Source organism: Hyunsoonleella jejuensis (genome assembly GCF_900111025.1).
GTDB lineage: Bacteria > Bacteroidota > Bacteroidia > Flavobacteriales > Flavobacteriaceae > Jejuia > Jejuia jejuensis.
Genome location: NZ_FOFN01000001.1, coordinates 992,503 through 1,011,225 on the forward strand (window position 1 = coordinate 992,503; position 18,723 = coordinate 1,011,225).

At 34.6% G+C, this 18,723-nt stretch carries 13 protein-coding genes; 8 read left to right on the forward strand and 5 right to left on the reverse strand.

All coding sequences use genetic code 11. The features are described from left to right. Positions 1-77 precede the first annotated feature (77 nt). From BMY39_RS04285 to BMY39_RS04295, 3 genes are all read right to left on the reverse strand, one after another. Positions 78-875: a hypothetical protein gene (locus BMY39_RS04285; RefSeq protein WP_092575930.1), complete on the reverse strand. Its 798-nt coding sequence runs from the start codon at positions 873-875 to the stop codon at positions 78-80. A gap of 6 nt (positions 876-881) precedes the next feature. Further along, positions 882-1,832: an alpha/beta hydrolase gene (locus tag BMY39_RS04290; RefSeq protein WP_143064736.1), complete on the reverse strand. Its 951-nt coding sequence runs from the start codon at positions 1,830-1,832 to the stop codon at positions 882-884. Between the two features lie 76 nt (positions 1,833-1,908). Next, complete coding sequence (locus tag BMY39_RS04295; RefSeq protein WP_092575938.1) at positions 1,909-3,801, reverse strand: alkyl sulfatase dimerization domain-containing protein; 1,893 nt, start codon at positions 3,799-3,801, stop codon at positions 1,909-1,911. A 738-nt stretch (positions 3,802-4,539) separates the two neighbouring features. On the opposite strand from BMY39_RS04295, the gene BMY39_RS04305 reads away from it, so the two are divergent. Beyond that, positions 4,540-6,918: a GAF domain-containing protein gene (locus BMY39_RS04305; RefSeq protein ID WP_092575944.1), complete on the forward strand. Its 2,379-nt coding sequence runs from the start codon at positions 4,540-4,542 to the stop codon at positions 6,916-6,918. Here BMY39_RS04305 and BMY39_RS04310 read toward each other — a convergent pair. Next, complete coding sequence (locus tag BMY39_RS04310; RefSeq protein ID WP_092575949.1) at positions 6,908-8,176, reverse strand: Pycsar system effector family protein; 1,269 nt, start codon at positions 8,174-8,176, stop codon at positions 6,908-6,910. The genes BMY39_RS04305 and BMY39_RS04310 overlap by 11 nt on opposite strands. A gap of 148 nt (positions 8,177-8,324) precedes the next feature. On the opposite strand from BMY39_RS04310, the gene msrB reads away from it, so the two are divergent. The 7 genes from msrB to BMY39_RS04350 all read left to right on the forward strand — a co-directional run bounded on the left by msrB (position 8,325) and on the right by BMY39_RS04350 (position 17,845). Beyond that, positions 8,325-8,780 (forward strand): peptide-methionine (R)-S-oxide reductase MsrB, encoded by a 456-nt coding sequence (msrB, locus tag BMY39_RS04315; protein ID WP_092575952.1) that lies wholly within the window; start codon positions 8,325-8,327, stop codon positions 8,778-8,780. A gap of 84 nt (positions 8,781-8,864) precedes the next feature. Next, positions 8,865-9,404 (forward strand): peptide-methionine (S)-S-oxide reductase MsrA, encoded by a 540-nt coding sequence (gene msrA, locus BMY39_RS04320; protein ID WP_092575955.1) that lies wholly within the window; start codon positions 8,865-8,867, stop codon positions 9,402-9,404. Positions 9,405-9,545: 141 nt separating this feature from the next. Continuing rightward, the gene (locus tag BMY39_RS04325) at positions 9,546-11,108 is read left to right on the forward strand and encodes a protein adenylyltransferase SelO (protein WP_092575958.1); all 1,563 of its coding nucleotides are present in this window, start codon (positions 9,546-9,548) and stop codon (positions 11,106-11,108) included. Positions 11,109-11,359: 251 nt separating this feature from the next. Then, positions 11,360-11,908 (forward strand): peptide-methionine (S)-S-oxide reductase, encoded by a 549-nt coding sequence (locus BMY39_RS04335; RefSeq protein ID WP_092575961.1) that lies wholly within the window; start codon positions 11,360-11,362, stop codon positions 11,906-11,908. Further along, the gene (locus tag BMY39_RS04340; RefSeq protein ID WP_092575964.1) at positions 11,865-13,085 is read left to right on the forward strand and encodes a bifunctional alpha/beta hydrolase/OsmC family protein; all 1,221 of its coding nucleotides are present in this window, start codon (positions 11,865-11,867) and stop codon (positions 13,083-13,085) included. Before BMY39_RS04335 ends, BMY39_RS04340 begins: the two co-directional genes overlap by 44 nt. Then, the gene (locus tag BMY39_RS04345; protein ID WP_092575967.1) at positions 13,085-14,047 is read left to right on the forward strand and encodes an aldo/keto reductase; all 963 of its coding nucleotides are present in this window, start codon (positions 13,085-13,087) and stop codon (positions 14,045-14,047) included. The genes BMY39_RS04340 and BMY39_RS04345 overlap by 1 nt, the downstream gene beginning before the upstream one ends. Before the next feature lie 90 nt (positions 14,048-14,137). After that, a complete protein-coding gene (locus BMY39_RS04350) occupies positions 14,138-17,845 on the forward strand; it encodes a metallophosphoesterase (RefSeq protein ID WP_092575972.1) in 3,708 nt (1,235 codons plus the stop codon). Here the strand turns inward: BMY39_RS04350 and BMY39_RS04355 are convergent. After that, positions 17,842-18,642, reverse strand: a complete 801-nt coding sequence (locus tag BMY39_RS04355; RefSeq protein ID WP_092575975.1) for a hypothetical protein — start codon at positions 18,640-18,642, stop codon at positions 17,842-17,844. The genes BMY39_RS04350 and BMY39_RS04355 overlap by 4 nt on opposite strands. Positions 18,643-18,723: the final 81 nt, after the last annotated feature.

The window sequence follows — 18,723 nt, forward strand, 5'->3', positions numbered from 1 at the left end:
CACAAATTTTCGATGGCATCATGAATTATAAGTCTCTAATAATGATACCATAATTTTGGTTTTATTCTTGATTTCTACTATGGTTTCAAAAACTGTAGATTAATACCAGCAAAAAGCTGAAATTGAGGTTGGGTGCCTCTATGTAGCATAGAATATTGAGGCTCTATAAAACAATTAAAAACGGTATTACTAACTTTTACAACTTTACCAATTCCTAAGGCCATTGGTACGGAATAGGATTCGGTTTCAAAATTGAAGAACCAAGCAGGAGCTCCACGAAGGTAGGTTCCATTGCCTAATTGCCAAAAATAAAATGGTTGTATAACAGAGTTGTTTGTTTTGTCACGACCGTCATCTCCAGCTATAGAGGTTTGCCACGTTACTAGCCCGCCTAGTTGAAACTGCGGCGATTTTACAACAAAGGCTACAAATGCAATTCCAGCTTGCCATTTACCAGAACCTAACAAGTCGTTAGATGCTGAAGGTGCTGAAATTATTGGTCCTATACCTACTGTAGCCGTGGGCTTTGAAACGAAGTTATAAGTTAATAAGGCATTAACATCCCCTAGGCCGTTTTGTGCATTTACAATACCAGTGCCATCAGGGGAAGCAACTGTATTTAATGGAACAGAAACCCTTAACAATAATCTTCCTGAAGAAAAAGGTTTAGCAAAGCGTATCCAAGATGTGTTGAGGTAAGCGTCATCAGGGGCATCTGCAAGCTTGGGTATATAATAATTATGAAAATTAAGAGCGGTCATGTTTGCTAATGGATTGTTAGCTTGAGCACCACCAGTATGTCCTTCTTTTGGTTCTTGAGCCACAGCAGATAGGTATACCATGAGAATTATAAATAAAGCTAAAATATATTTCATAGAATATTATTCTTTTAAAAACTTCACCATAAAATCACTGATTTTAAAATCAATAGTTTTTTCAGATTCTGCATTTTTACTAGTATATACATAATTAATAACATTTGCTTTATCGAGTTTTCTAGATACTGCAACTGCATGTTTTCTATGGTGCTGGATGATATTATTGTTTTTAGGAAAATTAGCCTCCATTAAATTCATTAGGTATGTTGGCGGGTCTTCTGAATCTATCATGGTTAGCATATCCAGACTTTCTGAAGCTTTGCGCACCTGCTTTTTAAATGGTTTATATTTTGGATAACCATAAAAATTAGCAGCAGCGTCATAGAACTGTTTACGTTTTAATGGTACTAATAAACTCATAAATGGGATGATTTTTTTCCATTTAAAAACGTTGTATGTTGCTTGAGTCGCTATGGCACCAACACATTTCAGTCGTGTTGATTCCCCCAGCAAAGTTGTGTCACCTTGGATGGCTAAATCATCATGGTACGCAAAGTACAAAGATGAGCCCGCACCTGCAGAACCGCCATAACATCCTACCCTTTCTTTATCTATATTAAACTTGCTGGCATTAAATCTGAAGTACTGAATGGCTCTCTTAATATCCTGCAGAGATACCTTTACACCCAGAGAATCATTATTTTTATAGAATCTATAATTGATGGTCGCTACCGCGATATTATTCTCTAGAAATGTTTTGATATCCTGTTTTCTTTTGTAGAGTGCTTTTTTGTCTCCATGTTGAAAACCTCCACCATGGATAAAAATAACAAGCCCGTGTTCAACATCTTTTTTAGGGATTATAATATCAAACGAATTGCGTTCATAACTGCCATAGGCTCCATTTAGAATTGTATAGTAGTTATCATTGTTTAAATAGTCTAAATCTTGACCATTTAATATTAACATATTGAATGATAAACTTACTAAAAGTATTATTCTATTTGGAGTCATATAGTTTTTTTATAAAAGCAACTCCAACTAAAGTTGTTCTAAATTAAAAGTAATTAAATATTAATAAAATGACCTATTATCTCGAAGATAAATTGATGTCAGACTTTGTGAAATCAAAGAAGCTTGCAAATGTGTCTAACTGATTAATATCTCCTTTGGCACTTCCGTTTCCACTGTTAATAGCATCTTTTACGCGCCCTTTCCCTAAAACAAAATCATACACAACACCACTTGGTATGTTAAGCACTAAATCAGCATTGTCAGGAATGTATTTGTAAAATGCAGCAATTCCATTTCTTACATGAAAACCATATTTTTCATTGCGATCCGTGATATTAAACCCTATTTTAAAATTAGCATCTAGCGCTTTTGAAGCATTAATTTTAACTCTTAGGTTTTCCAAAATGGTGCCAATTCCGAACTGTTGTATAATTACTGGGTTAGCAAAATCAAAAGCACCAGACTTATCGAGTGTTCCATCTAACTCTTTAGCACCCGATAGCGCAAAATTTCTATAGTAAATATTAGATTGATCGTAGCCCCACTCCTGCATCGCTTTTGCTTTCACTTTTCTTGCTTCAGTGTCTTCAGGATTGGCTCTCACAAGATGTGTGGTGATTTCCATGGCCCATCCATAATCTTCAGCTTTAATGGCTTCATTTGCAATTTCTAGAACGTTGTCCCTACCGCCCATGGCAGAAACATATAATTGGGCTTTACGCTTAAAAGCAGGAGTAGCCAATTCCGTAGCATCTCCAGAGTACCAGCCCAAATAACCATTGTAAACATTTCTAACCACATGTTCTACACTACCATAAAATTCTTGTAGCCAAGGGTCTTTTTTTATGTTTTCCGGGAGAGAAACAAGCCCAACGAGTTCTTCACGAGTAGCTCCTTGATTCATATGGTAAATAGATTGATCATGCGTATATTGAATAGCATCTCTATAGTTTTGTATGCGCTCAACTATGAAGTCGTTTCCAACCCATGATCTCATATGCGAGTGGCTATAGCTATCACTTTTCTTGGCGTATGCCAATAAATTATCCACGCCTTTATACCATTTTACTAAATCTCTATATTTAGTACCTCTTAAAGTGTAAAGGTTAGGGAACGATTCTCCTTGAATTGTTTCAGAACCATGTACATGTTTTAAGTCTGGAAAATACACGTTTATTTCGTCTTCAGCATCACCATAGGCCTCAAATAACACCATTTTTACACCAGCCACTTCAGCTTTAAGCTCACCTTTTACGATATCTGTTGGTCTATAAAAAGAGATTTTACCACCAGCAAACGTAGGGCCTAATCCTGCATGTACTAGTCCTTTTTCATTCTGGCCTAAATAGGTGGCGCCTCCATAAGCAGTACGCTCTGTTAAAATAGAACCCACTACGCTAGCATCATTGGCTAAATACTCCATGAATTGATGATGCGCAAATACTTTTACTTCTCCACGATTTACTTGTTCTTGAGTAACGCCCATTCCAGCAGCACCAAAAGAATGATCGGGATGCCTGTGTGAGTAAATTACCGCTTTTACAGGTAATTGGATGTTTGTTTCTTTTCTAAAATCGTTTATAATACGTTCTGAAGCTTCGTCGCTTTCGCCTGGGTCTACAACTATTAGGCCATCGTTACCTACCACGATTAACGTCGATGTTAACTGCCATCCGGCCATTAAAAAGGCTTTGTCTTTTACTGGCTCGTAAATAGTTTTTGCCATTTGTTTGCCAAAAGATGTCATTCTATCATTAATAAATTCGCTATCTTCCGTTATGGCGTAATTGTCGAACTGATTACGAATTGGTGCAAGATTTTTTAAAATGGCTTCATCTGCATAAGGTTCAATTTCTAAAGGCACATTGTGGTCTATAATTTCGGGGTTAAGTAGGCCTTTATCAAAAGTTTGATTTTCTTTACAGCCTATGATGGTTAAGCATGCAACCAAGTAAAATAGTTTTTTCATTGTATCGTATTTAAATATTTTCAAAAATAATAAATCTCAGTGAGCTTATCACATTCTGAAATTTGAAAGTTAAATTTAGATATTTTTATAGTACGTCGAAGGTTAAAGTTGTTAAAAACGGAATGTTTTAGTTGACTGAAACTCCAGAAAAGGCTCTATGGGTTGGTATGCGGTGTGCAACTGCACTTATGCATTATTTGAAAAAAAAATACCAAACAACAATTTTTGATATTTAACATACATTTTAATTATGTTGGCAAAGTGCGAAGAATGGCGGGTCCAAAACTTATATGGAGAAAAGTAGCCACTTTTAAACTCTAAATGTGCAGTCCTTTTATGGGAGATAACAATTTATAGCCTGAAACAGAAAACATCAAACGGTTTAAATCTTATTTTGACGATTCAAGAGCCATTTCAGAATTGCCGCCTTTTGGTCCAGAAGGGACATTTAACGGCTTTCATTTTGACAAACCTGTTACCCGAAGGATTGATTATATTTTCGTGAGTAAAACCGACTTCAAAGTGAAAAAGTATGCAGTACTTAGCGATTCAAAAGATTGTAGATACCCTTCCGATCATTTACCGGTATTTATAAACGTGCAAATTTTAAGGGATTAAGATTTTTTCCAGCACTAGAACTTTAACAGTATTTCGTGTAACATTTCAAACGTTAGTAAGTCTTCAGAATAACGACTAACGTAATAATTCGTAATTTTGTTCTTCAACACAAACCATAATATGGACATTAACGATAATATTGAATCGCCAATGGTGCTAAAAGTTAGCTTCAATAAGCTGCTTCAGCATTATGAAATTTTAGCTACTGGCAAGGATGAATTTTTGTCAGCCAAGGCGAAGCGTATATTAAAGACTGCTGCGCCGTATTCAGAATTAAGAGATGGTTTTAGTGATACTCAAATTTTAAAAGACAGAGAAAAAGAAATAAGTATTATTTTACAAGATTCTTTTGCTCCAGTACTAACCAGAAATGAAATTAAAACAGCTTCTGTTCCATTTCATGATATGATCTTTAATTCTTCCGAGCGGTTTAAACAAATTATAGAAACCGCAGGTAAGGATTTTGAGTTAAACATAAAAAACATGCCCAATGATGATAGGTATATTATTGCATGTACGATTATATTAAATTTTTGTTACGGGTACAATTTAAATTTTAGGCGTCCATTTTATTATGAAATACCTGATGCCAATGGTATCGTGCGCTCTTATAAAATACTATATAATGCTGATTTTTGTGAAATAGAACCAACAGAAAAGGCAAAAAAAATCACTGAAGAGGATTACGAAGAATTATTAGATAATTTTGATAATATAGAGCTCTGGAAAGAAAAATTTCCAGCTAACAGTTATATTTTTAAAGGTTTTGTTATCTCAAATATTTTTGATGTTACAGACGATCAGTCTATTTCCAAATTAAAATCGAATCTCATTGGCGAGGACAAAAAGAAGGACGATCATTTCATGAAAGAGTTTCAAGATGTTTTTCGTTCGCTTTTTGGTTTGAAAGATTTACAGATAGGTTTTTCCATATTTCATGAAAATGAAAAAGTATTTGAGAAAGTACATGGAGTTGGTATAAATAGTTTCTTGTTAAATAATGAGGATTTAGCGGAATGCTCTGATGCATTGTGTGATTGGTCGTATAACAGGTTGTTGAACGAGCAAAGGTTTTTTTCAATTTCAAATGTTGAAAAATGTCATAAACAGGCAAAAGGTAAAGCGCCACATATCAGTACGCTTTATAAGCAAGGTGTCGGAAGTGCCATTTTTGCACCAATAGCTAACGATAAGGGACTAATGGGCATCCTGGAAATAGTTTCAGATAAGCCAAAGGCACTTAACAGTATCAATGCAAATAAGTTAATTGATGTAATGCCATTTATTGTTTCTTCAGTAGAGCAGTCTAAAAAAGTAGAAGAAAATTTAATAGAGGCTATTATACAACAAGAGTGTACCTCGATTCATCCGAGTGTTTATTGGAAGTTTGTGGAAGCTGCACGTCAATTTTTAAAAGATAAGGCCAATTTTGGTAATGAAGCTACGTTTAAAAGTATCGTTTTCGATAATATTTACCCATTGTTTGGTCAAATAGACGTAAAAGGGTCTTCAGAGGCTAGGAATTTAGCAACGCAAAAAGATTTAACCTTACAGCTTAAACTAGTTGATAAAATTATCTCTAAAATTATTGAAAAGGAAAAGTTGCCTATTTACGAGCAAATTCAGTTTCAAATCAATCAGTGTTTAGATGAACTTAAAACTAATTTTAAAGTTGATAGTGAACATAATATAGTTGCATTTTTGAATAGGGAAATTGATCCTGTTTTTAAATTTCAAATAAAAAACAATCCTAGATTAAAAGCAGATATTAAAGATTATTTCAGTAAAATAGATGATAGTTTAGGCTTAGTATATTATTACAGAAAAAATTACGATGATACTATAGCGCTTATAAATAAAAATATGGCAATGCTTTTAGATGAAAAGCAAAAAGAAGCTCAGGCCATGTATCCACACTATTTTGAGCGTTATAAAACAGATGGGGTAGAACATAACATGTATATTGGGGAAGCTATTACTAAGGCCGATAGTTTTAATCCTGTATATCTTTATAATCTAAGATTATGGCAGCTACAAGTGATGTGTGAAATGGAGAATGAGTATTATAGTAATCAACATTTATATCCAGTCTCATTAGACGTTGCATCAATGATTTTAGTATTTAATCAGCCATTATCTATAAGATTTAGAATGGATGAAAAACAGTTTGATGTTGATGGCACCTACAACGCAAGGTATGAAGTGGTGAAAAAACGTGTAGATAAGGCAAAAATTAAAGGTACGGATGAGCGTGTTACCCAAAATGGAAAAATAGCTATAGTATATTCTCAAAAATCAGATGAAGAAGAGTATTTGCAATACATTAAATTTTTACAGAGCAAAAACGTTTTAGATAAAAAGGTAGAAATTCTGGAACTTGAAGATTTACAAGGTGCAACAGGTCTTAAGGCATTGCGTGTTGATATACTATTCCATGATAAGGATGACAACAAGAACTTCTATACCTACGATGATTTAATGAAAGAAATTAAAGCTTAAACGCTGTAGTATTCTTATCTACGTCTACATAGTTGAAACTTGTTGATTGGGTTTCGGGTAAAACGTCCTCGATTTCTGCACCATTACTCTTTAATGCATAGCCAAAAGCTAAGACAGAAACAATCATTCCAATCATAAAAATGGTATATGTTATTCTTAGAATTCTGTACTTTCTTTCAAGTACTTTTCCTAGGAAGTATAAATCTTTGGTAAGCGATTTGTAAACATAATCTTTATCTTTTAATAGTTCGCCAATGGCCCATTCAAATTCTGAAAGTTCCATTTTATGAAAATTCCCGAAAAAGGTTAGATTTACTTTTCTATTCGCAACGTCTTCTTTGGTGAACTCCCCACTAGTAATATTGGGTCTTGTCGCGATTATTGATAAAACCATAGATATTACGCAAGATAAAGTAAAAATAGCGGTAGGATATACCAAATACGGATTTGTATCTAATTTCGAAATTAAATTGGCCAAAACCAAAGAAATAATAATGGCATTTACCGATAATAAAATATTTGCTTTGGTATCGGCGATATCACTAAGTTTTATATGATTTCTAAGTGCTACCCTGTAAAAAGTTTGAATTCCTCTTTCCGGACTTTCATTTTTGTATTGTGCTTTATATTTAGCCTTTAGTTCTTCGGTGTTTAATTTTTTCTTACGCTTTTTCCGTGTTTTTATAAGTTTTGCAAGGTTTTTTTCTTTTCTAGACTGCCAATTCTTTAAAGCGTAATCTGTGTAATACTCATGTTTTTTGGTGAGTACTTTAATATTTTCATTCACCCATTCACTGGGAGAGTAATTGGCAATCCCTTGAATCTCTAGCTCTTTTCTTAAAAATTCACTAGCCTCGGCAAAATATTTCTTTCCAAAATGAGATGCATCTGCATCCCTTATAATTTTTCCAAGCTCTGTTTTTGGCGTATCTTTAAATTTTGTTGCCATAATACATTCGCTTACGGCATCAATTATGTCTTTTTCAGTATCTTCTTTTTTCAGAAACGTCGTAGCTATTTTCACACTTTCCTCTTCGTGTCCATCACGTGTTTTGGTGTAGCCCGTATCATGTAACAAAGCGGCTAATTCTAAAATTTCGGCATCTTTTTTCGAGATTTCAGTATTTTCAATGATTTCTCTTACGCTTTTTAAAACACGGTCTGTATGGGTTTGGTTATGGTAAATAAACGTTTGGTCAAGTTCATTTTTAAACAAATCAAACACAAACTTTTCGGCATTCTCAATCAACTTCGACATAAAAAAAATTGGTTTTTCGTTTCACAAAATACTAAAAAAAACAGAATTAACACTTTATGTTAAGACGTAATGAAATTACAAAAATTACGACTACCTTTATTGTTGAAAAGCATATAATATTAACTCAAAAAAGAAAGGAAGCTTTATTATGCTAACATGGAAAGATGTAATTAATTTTTCGGTCAATGAAAATCCAATACCAGACAAACGTGTAGAAAAAGCAGAGGCCGAATGGCAAACTCAATTAACCCCAGAGCAATTTAGAATTACAAGACTTAAAGGGACAGAACGACCACATAGTGGTGCGTTATGTAGTATTCATGAAGCAGGTAAGTACAATTGCGTGTGTTGTAACGCACCGTTATTTGATTCTACGATCAAGTTTGAATCTGGTACAGGATGGCCTAGTTTTACGCAGCCAATCAAGGAAAATGCTATAAAATATGAAAGAGACACTGCTTTTGGAATGGTGCGTGTAGAGGTAATGTGCAATACTTGTGATGCGCATTTGGGGCATGTATTTCCTGATGGACCAGAACCTAGTGGATTACGGTATTGCATCAATTCTGAATCTATGCAGTTAGAAACATCAAAGATAAAATGACGATTAATTTTAAGAATAATACAGCGATGTTACGTCTGTCTGTACTAATAAATTATTATCTATCAGACGAAAAGGAGGTTGCTAATGAGTAATAAAAATCTACAAATGGCTACAGTTGGTGGTGGCTGTTTTTGGTGCACTGAAGCAGTGTTTCAAGAAGTAAAAGGCGTTGAAAAAGTAGTATCCGGTTATACAGGAGGAAATGCTCCAGGAAAACCAACCTATCGTGAAGTTTGTTCTGGATTAACAGGGCATGCCGAGGTGGTACAAATTACGTTTGATGCTAATGTGATTTCATATGAGGATATTTTAGTTATTTTTATGACTACACACGACCCTACAACCTTAAATATGCAAGGTGCGGATAGGGGTACTCAGTACCGTTCGGTGATTTACTATCATGATGATGCTCAAAAGGAAGTAGCAGAAATTGTTTCAAAAGAAATAACACCCTATTATGAAAACCCTATAGTTACAGAGCTGTCCCCCTTGGGCATATTTTACGAAGCAGAGGAGTATCACCAAGATTACTATAGAAACAATCAAGAGCAAGGGTATTGTAGTGTCGTAATTACGCCGAAGTTGGCAAAACTTAGAAAACTTCATGCAGATAAGTTGAAGTAAATTATCGCATTATTTTCAAACATTAAATGTTATATAGCGTCCAAAGGTGTCATACAACGCTATGTTTAAACCATTACTGTTGGTTAAAATAAATAGGCAAGCCTTCTTATGTCGATGTAAAAAGTGGATTGAAAAATTGTTATGAAACTCAATATAAAAGATAAATTCAATAGGGAATTACCTGCAGACTCAAATCTTGAGAATTCTAGAAGACAAGTTGCTGAATCATGTTTTTCTTATGTTACACCAAAGCGAACGTCAAAACCTGAATTACTACACGTTTCTCCTGAAATGTTAGAAAATTTAGGGCTTTCAGAAACAGAAGTTAAAAGTGGACAGTTTTTAAACGTGTTTACAGGAAATGAAGTACTCGCTAACACAAAACCTTATGCCATGTTTTACGGCGGACATCAATTTGGAAATTGGGCAGGACAATTAGGTGATGGGCGCGCCATTAATTTATGCGAAGTTGAGCATAATGGTAAAAATTGGGCACTACAGCTAAAAGGCGCGGGAGAAACACCATATTCCAGAACAGCGGATGGGTTAGCCGTGTTAAGGTCTTCTATTCGGGAGTATCTGTGTAGTGAGGCAATGTTTCATTTAGGTGTGCCAACAACCAGGGCTTTGTCTTTGGCATTATCAGGAGATAGAGTGTTGCGCGATGTGATGTACGATGGTAATCCAGCATACGAAAAAGGCGCAATAGTGTGCAGAACAGCCGAATCGTTTTTACGTTTTGGAAACTATCAAATTTTTGCCGCAAGAGAGGACGAAAAGAATTTGAAAACACTGGTTGATTACACAATAAAACACCATTTTCCACATTTAGGAGCGCCTTCTAAAGAGACCTATATAGCATTTTTTAGAGAAGTTACAAATCGTACATTAGAAATGATTATCCACTGGCAGCGCGTTGGATTTGTACATGGTGTAATGAATACCGATAACATGTCTATTCTTGGTTTAACCATCGATTATGGGCCTTACGGATGGTTGGAAGGCTATGACTACGGTTGGACGCCAAATACGACTGATAGGCAACACAAGCGCTACCGCTATGGTAACCAACCGAATATAGGTTTATGGAATCTGTTACAATTGGCAAACGCTATTTACCCATTAGTTGAGGACGCAGAGCCTTTAGAAACTATTTTAAATCAATATAAAACGGATTTTGATAAGAAGTCTTTAAATATGATGCGCTCTAAATTGGGGCTGGAAAATAAGGATAAGAATGATCAAAAACTAATTCAAGAATTAGAGGATAATTTACATCTTACGGAAACCGATATGACGATTTTCTTTAGAAATTTAGCTAATTTCAAAAGAGAAAATACTGTAAAGGCTTTGGATATAATTCATCTTGCATTTTACAAACCGGAAGCACTAGTTGGTAACATTGAAAAACGATGGAAAGACTGGTTTGCTGCGTATTCTGAAAGATTAAAATTAGAGAAGCTTTCATATGCTGAAAGAAAAGTAAAAATGAATCAAGTAAACCCTAAATATGTACTGAGGAATTATATGGCGCAATTGGCAATTGACGATGCTGATAAAGGGGATTATAAGCTAATTGATGAACTATTTCAAATGCTTAAAAAACCATATGAAGAGCAACCGAAATATGAAAAATGGTTTGCAAAACGTCCTGATTGGGCGCGACATAAGGTGGGGTGTTCTATGTTATCATGTAGTTCGTAAATGGGGTTGTTAGATAAGATAAAGAGACTATCGGTTGGGTATTCCGAAGTAAGTTACAATAACAAAAAATATGGAGTAACCCGAACTGATTTTAATCAAGGTAAAAGCTTTAAGGTTTAGGCAGAGGATTTAGGAGGTACTGACTTTATCAGTCTCAATTATTATATAACCGCAACGTCAGAAAAATTGAAACCATGTGAGATGCCAGATGAAAAGGTGGTGCATTTTCTAAATAATTTTGCAGTTTTAAAATGAAAGATAAAATAGCATTTGGCGGTGGGTGTCATTGGTGCACAGAGGCAGTGTTTCAATCTCTAGTAGGGGTTTTAGAAGTTGAACAAGGTTTTGTAGCTTCAATTGATGAAAATGCAGCATTTTCAGAAGCTGTAATTGTTCATTTTGACACCACCAAGATTTCAATTGGGGTGCTTATTGAAATTCATTTACATACACATAGAAGTACATCAAACCATTCTATGAGAATGAAATACCGCTCTGCGGTTTATACGTTTTCAGAAGCCCAAAAATATATAGCCATAGCTCAATTGAGACTATTGCAGTTTCAATTTCAAAATCAATTAGTAACTCAGGTATTACCTTTTAATGGGTTTAGGGCGTCACGAAAGCAAATTCAAAACTACTATTTCAATAACCCCGAGAAACCGTTTTGTGAAAGTTTTATCAATCCAAAGCTACAAATACTACTGGATAAGTTTTCAATATTTACAGATAAAAATAAATTAAAACATTTAACTAATGAATCGCGAAAGGCTTACTATAAGAAACACCAAGGGTCATAATTTACAGGCCTATTTGGAATTACCAGCAGACCAGAAACCACATTACTTTGCCATTTTTGCACATTGCTTTACCTGCAATAGTAATTTGTCTGCGGTAAAAAATATTAGTAGAGCACTAACGTCTCATGGTTTTGGCGTAGTTCGTTTTGACTTTACAGGATTGGGACGAAGTGAAGGTGAATTTGCCGAAAGTTATTTCTCGGCCAATGTAGATGATTTAATAGCGGTTAATGATTTTATTACCAAAAACTATAAAGCCCCAGGACTATTAGTTGGTCATTCACTAGGTGGAGCCGCTGTAATTGTTGCGGCTTCAAAATTGGAGAATATAAAAGCAGTGGCTACAGTTGGGGCGCCTTCAACTGTAAGTCATGTGACGCATTTGTTTTCTCATGGTATTGAAGAGGTAAAACAAAAAGGAGAGGTTGAAATAAATATTGGTGGAAGACCATTCAAGATTAATAATCAATTTGTTGAAGATTTTAGCAACATAGATTTACCTGAAATTACCCAAAACTTAAGAAAACCATTGCTGATTATGCATGCGCCTTTTGACCGGATTGTTGGTATTAATAATGCACACGAGTTGTATCATAATGCACATCATCCAAAAAGTTTTGTGAGTTTAGACAATGCAGATCACTTACTGTCTAATTCAAAAGACAGTAAATACGTTGGGAATGTTATAGGCACTTGGGCTGATAGGTATTTTGAGCCTCAGGATAACACCGTATTAGATACCAATGGAGAACAGTTGGTAGCACATTTAAATTTAGTGGATGATAATTTTACAACATCAATTCAAACCAAAAAACACAGTTTTATTGCTGATGAACCAGAATCTATTGGAGGTGATGATTTTGGACCTTCTCCATATGATTTTTTAAGTGCAGGATTGGCAGCATGTACTGTAATGACGTTAAAAATGTATGCTGAACGCAAGAAATGGGATTTGCAAGAGGTGTATGCGTATATTACGTATTCTAAAAAGCATAGTGATGATTTAATGTTAGACATAGACGAGCCAAAACGAATTGACCATTTACAAAAACGTCTAAAATTTATTGGAGATTTGGATGAAACCCAAAAAGCAAAATTAAAAGAAATAGCCTCTAAGTGCCCTGTGCATCGTACTTTGTTGTCTGAAACTGTAATAGAAACTGAAATGATAGATTAATGAGTAATAGCAAAACAAAAATTGGTTTGGGGCTTGCGGCTTTAGGACGGCCAGAATACATTAATATTAGAGATAATGATGCTATTGATAAATCTGAAAAATATTTTAAAGAAAATTCACTTTCGGTTTTAGATGAAGCTTATAATTTAGGAGTCCGTTATTTTGATACAGCACCTTCATATGGAAAAGGGGAAGCATTTTTACAAGAATGGAATGTTAAAAGAAACCATAAAGATGCAATTCTAGGAACAAAATGGGGCTATACCTATGTAGCAAATTGGGAGCTTGGTTTTACAGGAAAACACGAGGTAAAAGAACATTCTTTAGAAAAATTATTAGAGCAATGGCAGGTTTCAAAAGCATTATTGCCAAATTTAAAATACTACCAAGTACATTCTGCAACTTTTGATAGTGGTATTCTTGAAAATGAAGCTGTTTTGCTTCAATTACACCAAATAAAAAACAAAACAGGTTTAAAAATTGGTATTACAACTAGTGGCGCAAATCAGAAGGAAGTCATCGCTTCTGCTTTAAAAATTCAAATTGAAAATGAAGATATATTTGATAGTTTTCAAGTAACTTATAATGTATTTGAGCAAGATACTTTTGCTATTTTAAAATCAGCTCTATCAAATGGTAAAGAAGTTATTATAAAGGAGGCATTAGCTAACGGAAGGGTTTTCCCAAATGAAAAGTTCAAGAATTATAAAAATGCGTATCAAATTTTAAATCGACTATCAAAAAAATACGATGTAGGTATTGATGCTATCGCTTTACGTTTTGTAATGGATAGTTTACAGCCAACGTATGCGTTGAGTGGGGCTTCAACTATCGCACAATTACGAGATAATTTAAAAGTAATGCGTTTTAAATTGTTGAAAGAAGAATTAGATGAATTGAAAGAACTGAGCATAGCTTCAGAATTGTACTGGAAAGAGCGTAGTAGACTATCTTGGAATTAACTAACACTAGCATTCGCACTAATAATTAGTGTAAATGCAATATATTTAGGAGTTTGTTTTTCCTAATTTTACATGTCGAAACAAAAATATATGAAGTTAAGTAAACTATTTTCAGTTACTATATCAATGTTACTACTTAGTGCATGTGCTACTTATGCACCACAATATGCTAATGAGAACCACCAACAAACCCAGTTTCCAAATAAAGAAATAGATAAAACGTTTTATCTAGTTGGAGATGCTGGAAAGTCACCTATGGGCGGTATGTCTAATGCGTTAAGCGCATTTAATACTTATACAAAGACTAAAAGCACAAAAGGTGATTACGCTATTTTTTTAGGAGATAATATTTATCCTTCAGGCTTGCCCAAAAAAGATGAAAAAGGCAGGAAGGAAGCTGAAAACGCTTTGGACGCCCAAGTTAAATCTTTGTCTGGTTTTAAAGGTGAGGTTGTATTTATTCCAGGAAATCACGATTGGTATGCCAATGGTGTTAAGGGCTTAAAACGGCAAGAAAAATATATAGAAGATGCTTTAGGGAAAAACACATTTCAGCCAGAAAATGGCTGTCCTTTAGAAAGCATTGACATAGGTGAAACCATTCAATTGATAATTATAGATACAGAATGGTATTTGGAAAATTGGAACGATCATCCCACAATCAATGATAAATGTGAAATAAAAACCCGAGAACGGTTTTTTATTGAAGTTGAAGGCGAGCTAAAAAAAGCACAAAATAAAACGATTGTATTCGCCATGCATCACCCTATGTACACTAATGGTACTCATGGTGGGAAATACGCAGCTATAAAACACTTATTTCCATTTCAGCAAAAAATCCCATTACCCATAATTGGGTCTTTAATAACACAATTACGCACACAAGGAGGTGTTTCTATTCAAGACCGCTATAATGAACGCTATAATGAATTAATGAATCGTTTGGAAACCATGGCCATAGACTCAGAAAATTTGGTGTTTGTTTCAGGTCATGAACATACGCTACAGTATATAGAACAGGAGACCATTAAGCAAATTGTTTCAGGTTCAGGTGCCAAAGAGTCGTATGCTGAAATTAGTGACAATGGTCTGTTTTCTTATGGAGGCGAAGGTTTTGCAGAATTAACCGTGTTCAAGGACGGTAGTAGTTGGGTGCGATATTATAGTGCCAAACAAGGTCGGCCAGAAATTGTGTTCACAAAAGAAATTTTTCCAGCAAAAAAACAATATGATATATCCGAGCTCCCAGATGCCTTCCCTCAGGAAGTTGAAGTGTCTATTTATTCCAAGGAAGAAACAGATGTGTCTGGTTTTTTTGAATCGGTTTGGGGAGACCATTATCGAGATGTGTACAGTACAAAAATTAAGGCTAAGGTTGCAACATTAGATACATTGTTTGGAGGTTTAGAAGTTGTTAGAAAAGGCGGCGGGCATCAAACACGCTCATTACGTTTAAAAACTAAAGACGGTAGGGAATTAAATATGAGGGCACTTCGCAAAAGTGCTACCCAGTATTTACAAACGGTATTATTTAAAGATACCTATATTCAAGATGAATTTGAAAAAACAGAAGTTGAGGAGTTAATCTTAGACTTCTATACCGCAGCGCATCCTTACGCTTTTACTGTTGTGCCAGATTTATCGGATGCTGCAGGCATTTATCATACTAATCCATATTTGTATTTTATTCCTAAGCATAAGCATTTAGGGGATTTTAATGAGGAGTATGGAGGGGAATTATATATGATTGAAGAGCGTCCTGAAGAAAATTATGCGGAAGAGAAGAATTTTGGTTATGCTGATGATTTAGAAAGCACACACGATATTATTGAAAAAATTAGAGAAGACGAAGAACATAAAATAGATGAGAACGCTTTTATAAGGGCGCGTTTATTTGATATGCTGATTGGCGATTGGGATAGACACCAAGACCAATGGCGTTGGGCGCAGTTTGATATGGAGAATGGTGCCCATTATTACAGACCGATTCCAAGAGACAGAGATCAGGTGTTTTCTAATTTTGATGGTGCTTTGTTGGATGTAATGCGTATTATTTCTGGCTCTACCAAACAGTTACAGGTATACGACGAGAAGCTGGAACATGTAGAATGGATGAATGCAGCTGGGATTAAATTAGATCGTGTTTTAATACAGCAAGCAGATAAAGAAACTTGGTTAAAACAGGCTAAATTTCTTCAAGATAACGTTACAGATGCCATTATTGATAAGGCATTTAAAAAAGTGCCAGAGGAGGTGCAAGATGAAACGCTGAAAGAAATAAAAGAAAAATTAAAAGGAAGACGCACCAATCTTTTAGATATAGCTACACGTTACTATAATTACCTGAATACATTAGTGATTTTAACAGGTACAGATAAAGACGACTATATTGAAGTTACCCGAAGCGGTGATAATGAAACACATGTTAAAATTTCTAGAATTAAAGGTGGCGAAAAAGCTGATGTTTTGGTGGATAAAACATTCAAGCGCGATATAACCAAGGAAATGTGGATATATGGACTGGATGATAAAGATATTTTTGAGGTAAAAGGAAAAGCCAATAATCCTATTTTTATTCGCCTTATTGGAGGTCAGGAAAATGACACATACATCATTAAAAATGGCAGACGAGTTAAGGTCTACGACCATGAAAGTAAAAAGAACACGATTAAAGAAAATAAAGGTGGTACCATAAGGTTAACCGATGTGTATAAATTGAATTTATTCGATTTTAATAAAAACATCACAAAAACCAGTGTAATTACACCTGCTATAGGTTTTAATCCAGATGATGGTTTTTTACTAGGCATGCAGTATGTTAAAACAACCAAAGGGTTTCAAAGAAATCCGTATTCGCAACAACATAGATATAAAGGTGGATATTATTTTGCAACAGAAGGGTTTTCGTTAAACTACGACGGTGAATTTGCAAACATTATGAACGACTGGAATTTACATATCGGCGGGCAATTTACCTCTGCAAATTTCACGAATAATTTCTTTGGCTATGGTAATGAAACAGTAAATAATGATGATGATTTAGATTTGGATTACAATCGTGTAAAAACCAGTATCATGGCTTTAAAAGCAGGTATTTTGAAGAAAGGGAATTTTGGTAGTGATTATGGGATAAGAGCTATTTTTGAGGGTATAAAGTTAGATGATACAGATAATAGATTTATTACCAATGACTTTGTGCCAGCTACTAACGAAGCCTTCTATGAGCGTCGTTTTTTCGGTGGGTTAGAAGCACAATTCAATTATTCAAGTTTCGATGATAAAATCAACCCCAAAAAAGCCATGACCTTTATGTTACAGGTGGGAGGTAAAACAGAATTTGAGGACACAAAAAATACCTACGGTTACATAAATACCAATCTCGGATTTTACAATTCAATTACGAGAAATAAAAAGCTGGTGTTAAAAACCGATATGCGGGCCCAATTTAGAATAGGCGATGATTTAATATTTTATCAAGCAGCCAATATTGGGGGAAGAAATGGATTGCGTGGCTTTAGAACTGAGCGTTTTACGGGTCAAAATTCATTTGTTGGTAGTGCAGATTTGCGTTACAGTTTTCCGTCATTTAAAACAAGCACATTACCTTTGCAAATAGGCGTTTTTACAGGTGCAGATGTAGGGCGTGTATGGGTAAAAAATGACACTTCAAAACTATGGCATAACGATTATGGTGGCGGTTTTTGGATTACTGCAGCCGAAAGTTTATCTGGAACATTCAACTTTTTCAACAGTGTAGAAGGGTTGCGTTTTTCTTTTGGATTTGGACTGAATTTTTAGTTAAGTTTAAAATTGTAAAGGTTACCGCCTTCGCTTTTGTCTTTTTCATCTGTAATGTAAACGTCGCTATTGCTTTTAAAACAAATGCCTTCTTTTTGGGATTTATGCTCAAAGCTTAGTTTTTGTATATCACCTTCAAAAAAATTATCGTCCTTAAAATTAGTAATTTTCCAAAGCTTATCATGATTGAGTAAAACAATGGTTTTTCCATCATTGCTTATATCTGCCGAAGTTATTTTAGTACGTTTGTCTTTTAATTCGAGTTCCGCGATATATTCAGCAGTATGTTTTCCGATCTGGTTTGGGACTTTAAAGAGCTTTGTAGATTTATTCTCTTTACTAAAAATATAGAAGTAATCGTTTAAAAGAAAAAACGCTTCAAAATCCTCGGATTTCATTTTTTTAGGTAATAAGAAATTAATGCGTTCTGCGTTGGCCTCATCATCTTTTAAATTAGAAACTTTATAAATGGTAAAATCATCACGGTTTTTGCTGTTGTTACCAAAATCGCCAATGTATAGATTACCCTGTTTATCTGAAGTTAAGTCTTCCCAATCGATGTTACTGGAGTTGCTAATATCTATGTCTTTTACAATATTGCCCTTAAGGTCTATGCCGTAAATGTTATTTTTATTTCCAGCGTCTTCAATAGTCCAAAGCAAATCAGAGTGTGCCACCTTTTCAATTGCCGAGGCTTCTTTTAAGCTACCTGATAAATCACCTAAAACATTCAATTTTCCTGTATGGCAAGAAGTAAGAAAAAAAGTAAGAACTAGTAATTTTTGAAAATAATACATGCTGTTTTTTCTTTTTTCTGAAAAATAACACCTTCAAAAGGTATTAAAAAATTAAAATTCTTAAACTATTTATAAAACTTG

What these genes read in the sequence shown, in the direction of transcription:
- BMY39_RS04285 (WP_092575930.1), bottom strand. Translation starts at nt 875, where the DNA reads ATGAAATATATTTTAGCTTTATTTATAATTCTCATGGTATACCTATCT.
- BMY39_RS04290 (WP_143064736.1), bottom strand. Translation starts at nt 1,832, where the DNA reads ATGACTCCAAATAGAATAATACTTTTAGTAAGTTTATCATTCAATATG.
- BMY39_RS04295 (WP_092575938.1), bottom strand. Translation starts at nt 3,801, where the DNA reads ATGAAAAAACTATTTTACTTGGTTGCATGCTTAACCATCATAGGCTGT.
- BMY39_RS04305 (WP_092575944.1), top strand. Translation starts at nt 4,540, where the DNA reads ATGGACATTAACGATAATATTGAATCGCCAATGGTGCTAAAAGTTAGC.
- BMY39_RS04310 (WP_092575949.1), bottom strand. Translation starts at nt 8,176, where the DNA reads ATGTCGAAGTTGATTGAGAATGCCGAAAAGTTTGTGTTTGATTTGTTT.
- msrB (WP_092575952.1), top strand. Translation starts at nt 8,325, where the DNA reads ATGCTAACATGGAAAGATGTAATTAATTTTTCGGTCAATGAAAATCCA.
- msrA (WP_092575955.1), top strand. Translation starts at nt 8,865, where the DNA reads ATGAGTAATAAAAATCTACAAATGGCTACAGTTGGTGGTGGCTGTTTT.
- BMY39_RS04325 (WP_092575958.1), top strand. Translation starts at nt 9,546, where the DNA reads ATGAAACTCAATATAAAAGATAAATTCAATAGGGAATTACCTGCAGAC.
- BMY39_RS04335 (WP_092575961.1), top strand. Translation starts at nt 11,360, where the DNA reads ATGAAAGATAAAATAGCATTTGGCGGTGGGTGTCATTGGTGCACAGAG.
- BMY39_RS04340 (WP_092575964.1), top strand. Translation starts at nt 11,865, where the DNA reads ATGAATCGCGAAAGGCTTACTATAAGAAACACCAAGGGTCATAATTTA.
- BMY39_RS04345 (WP_092575967.1), top strand. Translation starts at nt 13,085, where the DNA reads ATGAGTAATAGCAAAACAAAAATTGGTTTGGGGCTTGCGGCTTTAGGA.
- BMY39_RS04350 (WP_092575972.1), top strand. Translation starts at nt 14,138, where the DNA reads ATGAAGTTAAGTAAACTATTTTCAGTTACTATATCAATGTTACTACTT.
- BMY39_RS04355 (WP_092575975.1), bottom strand. Translation starts at nt 18,642, where the DNA reads ATGTATTATTTTCAAAAATTACTAGTTCTTACTTTTTTTCTTACTTCT.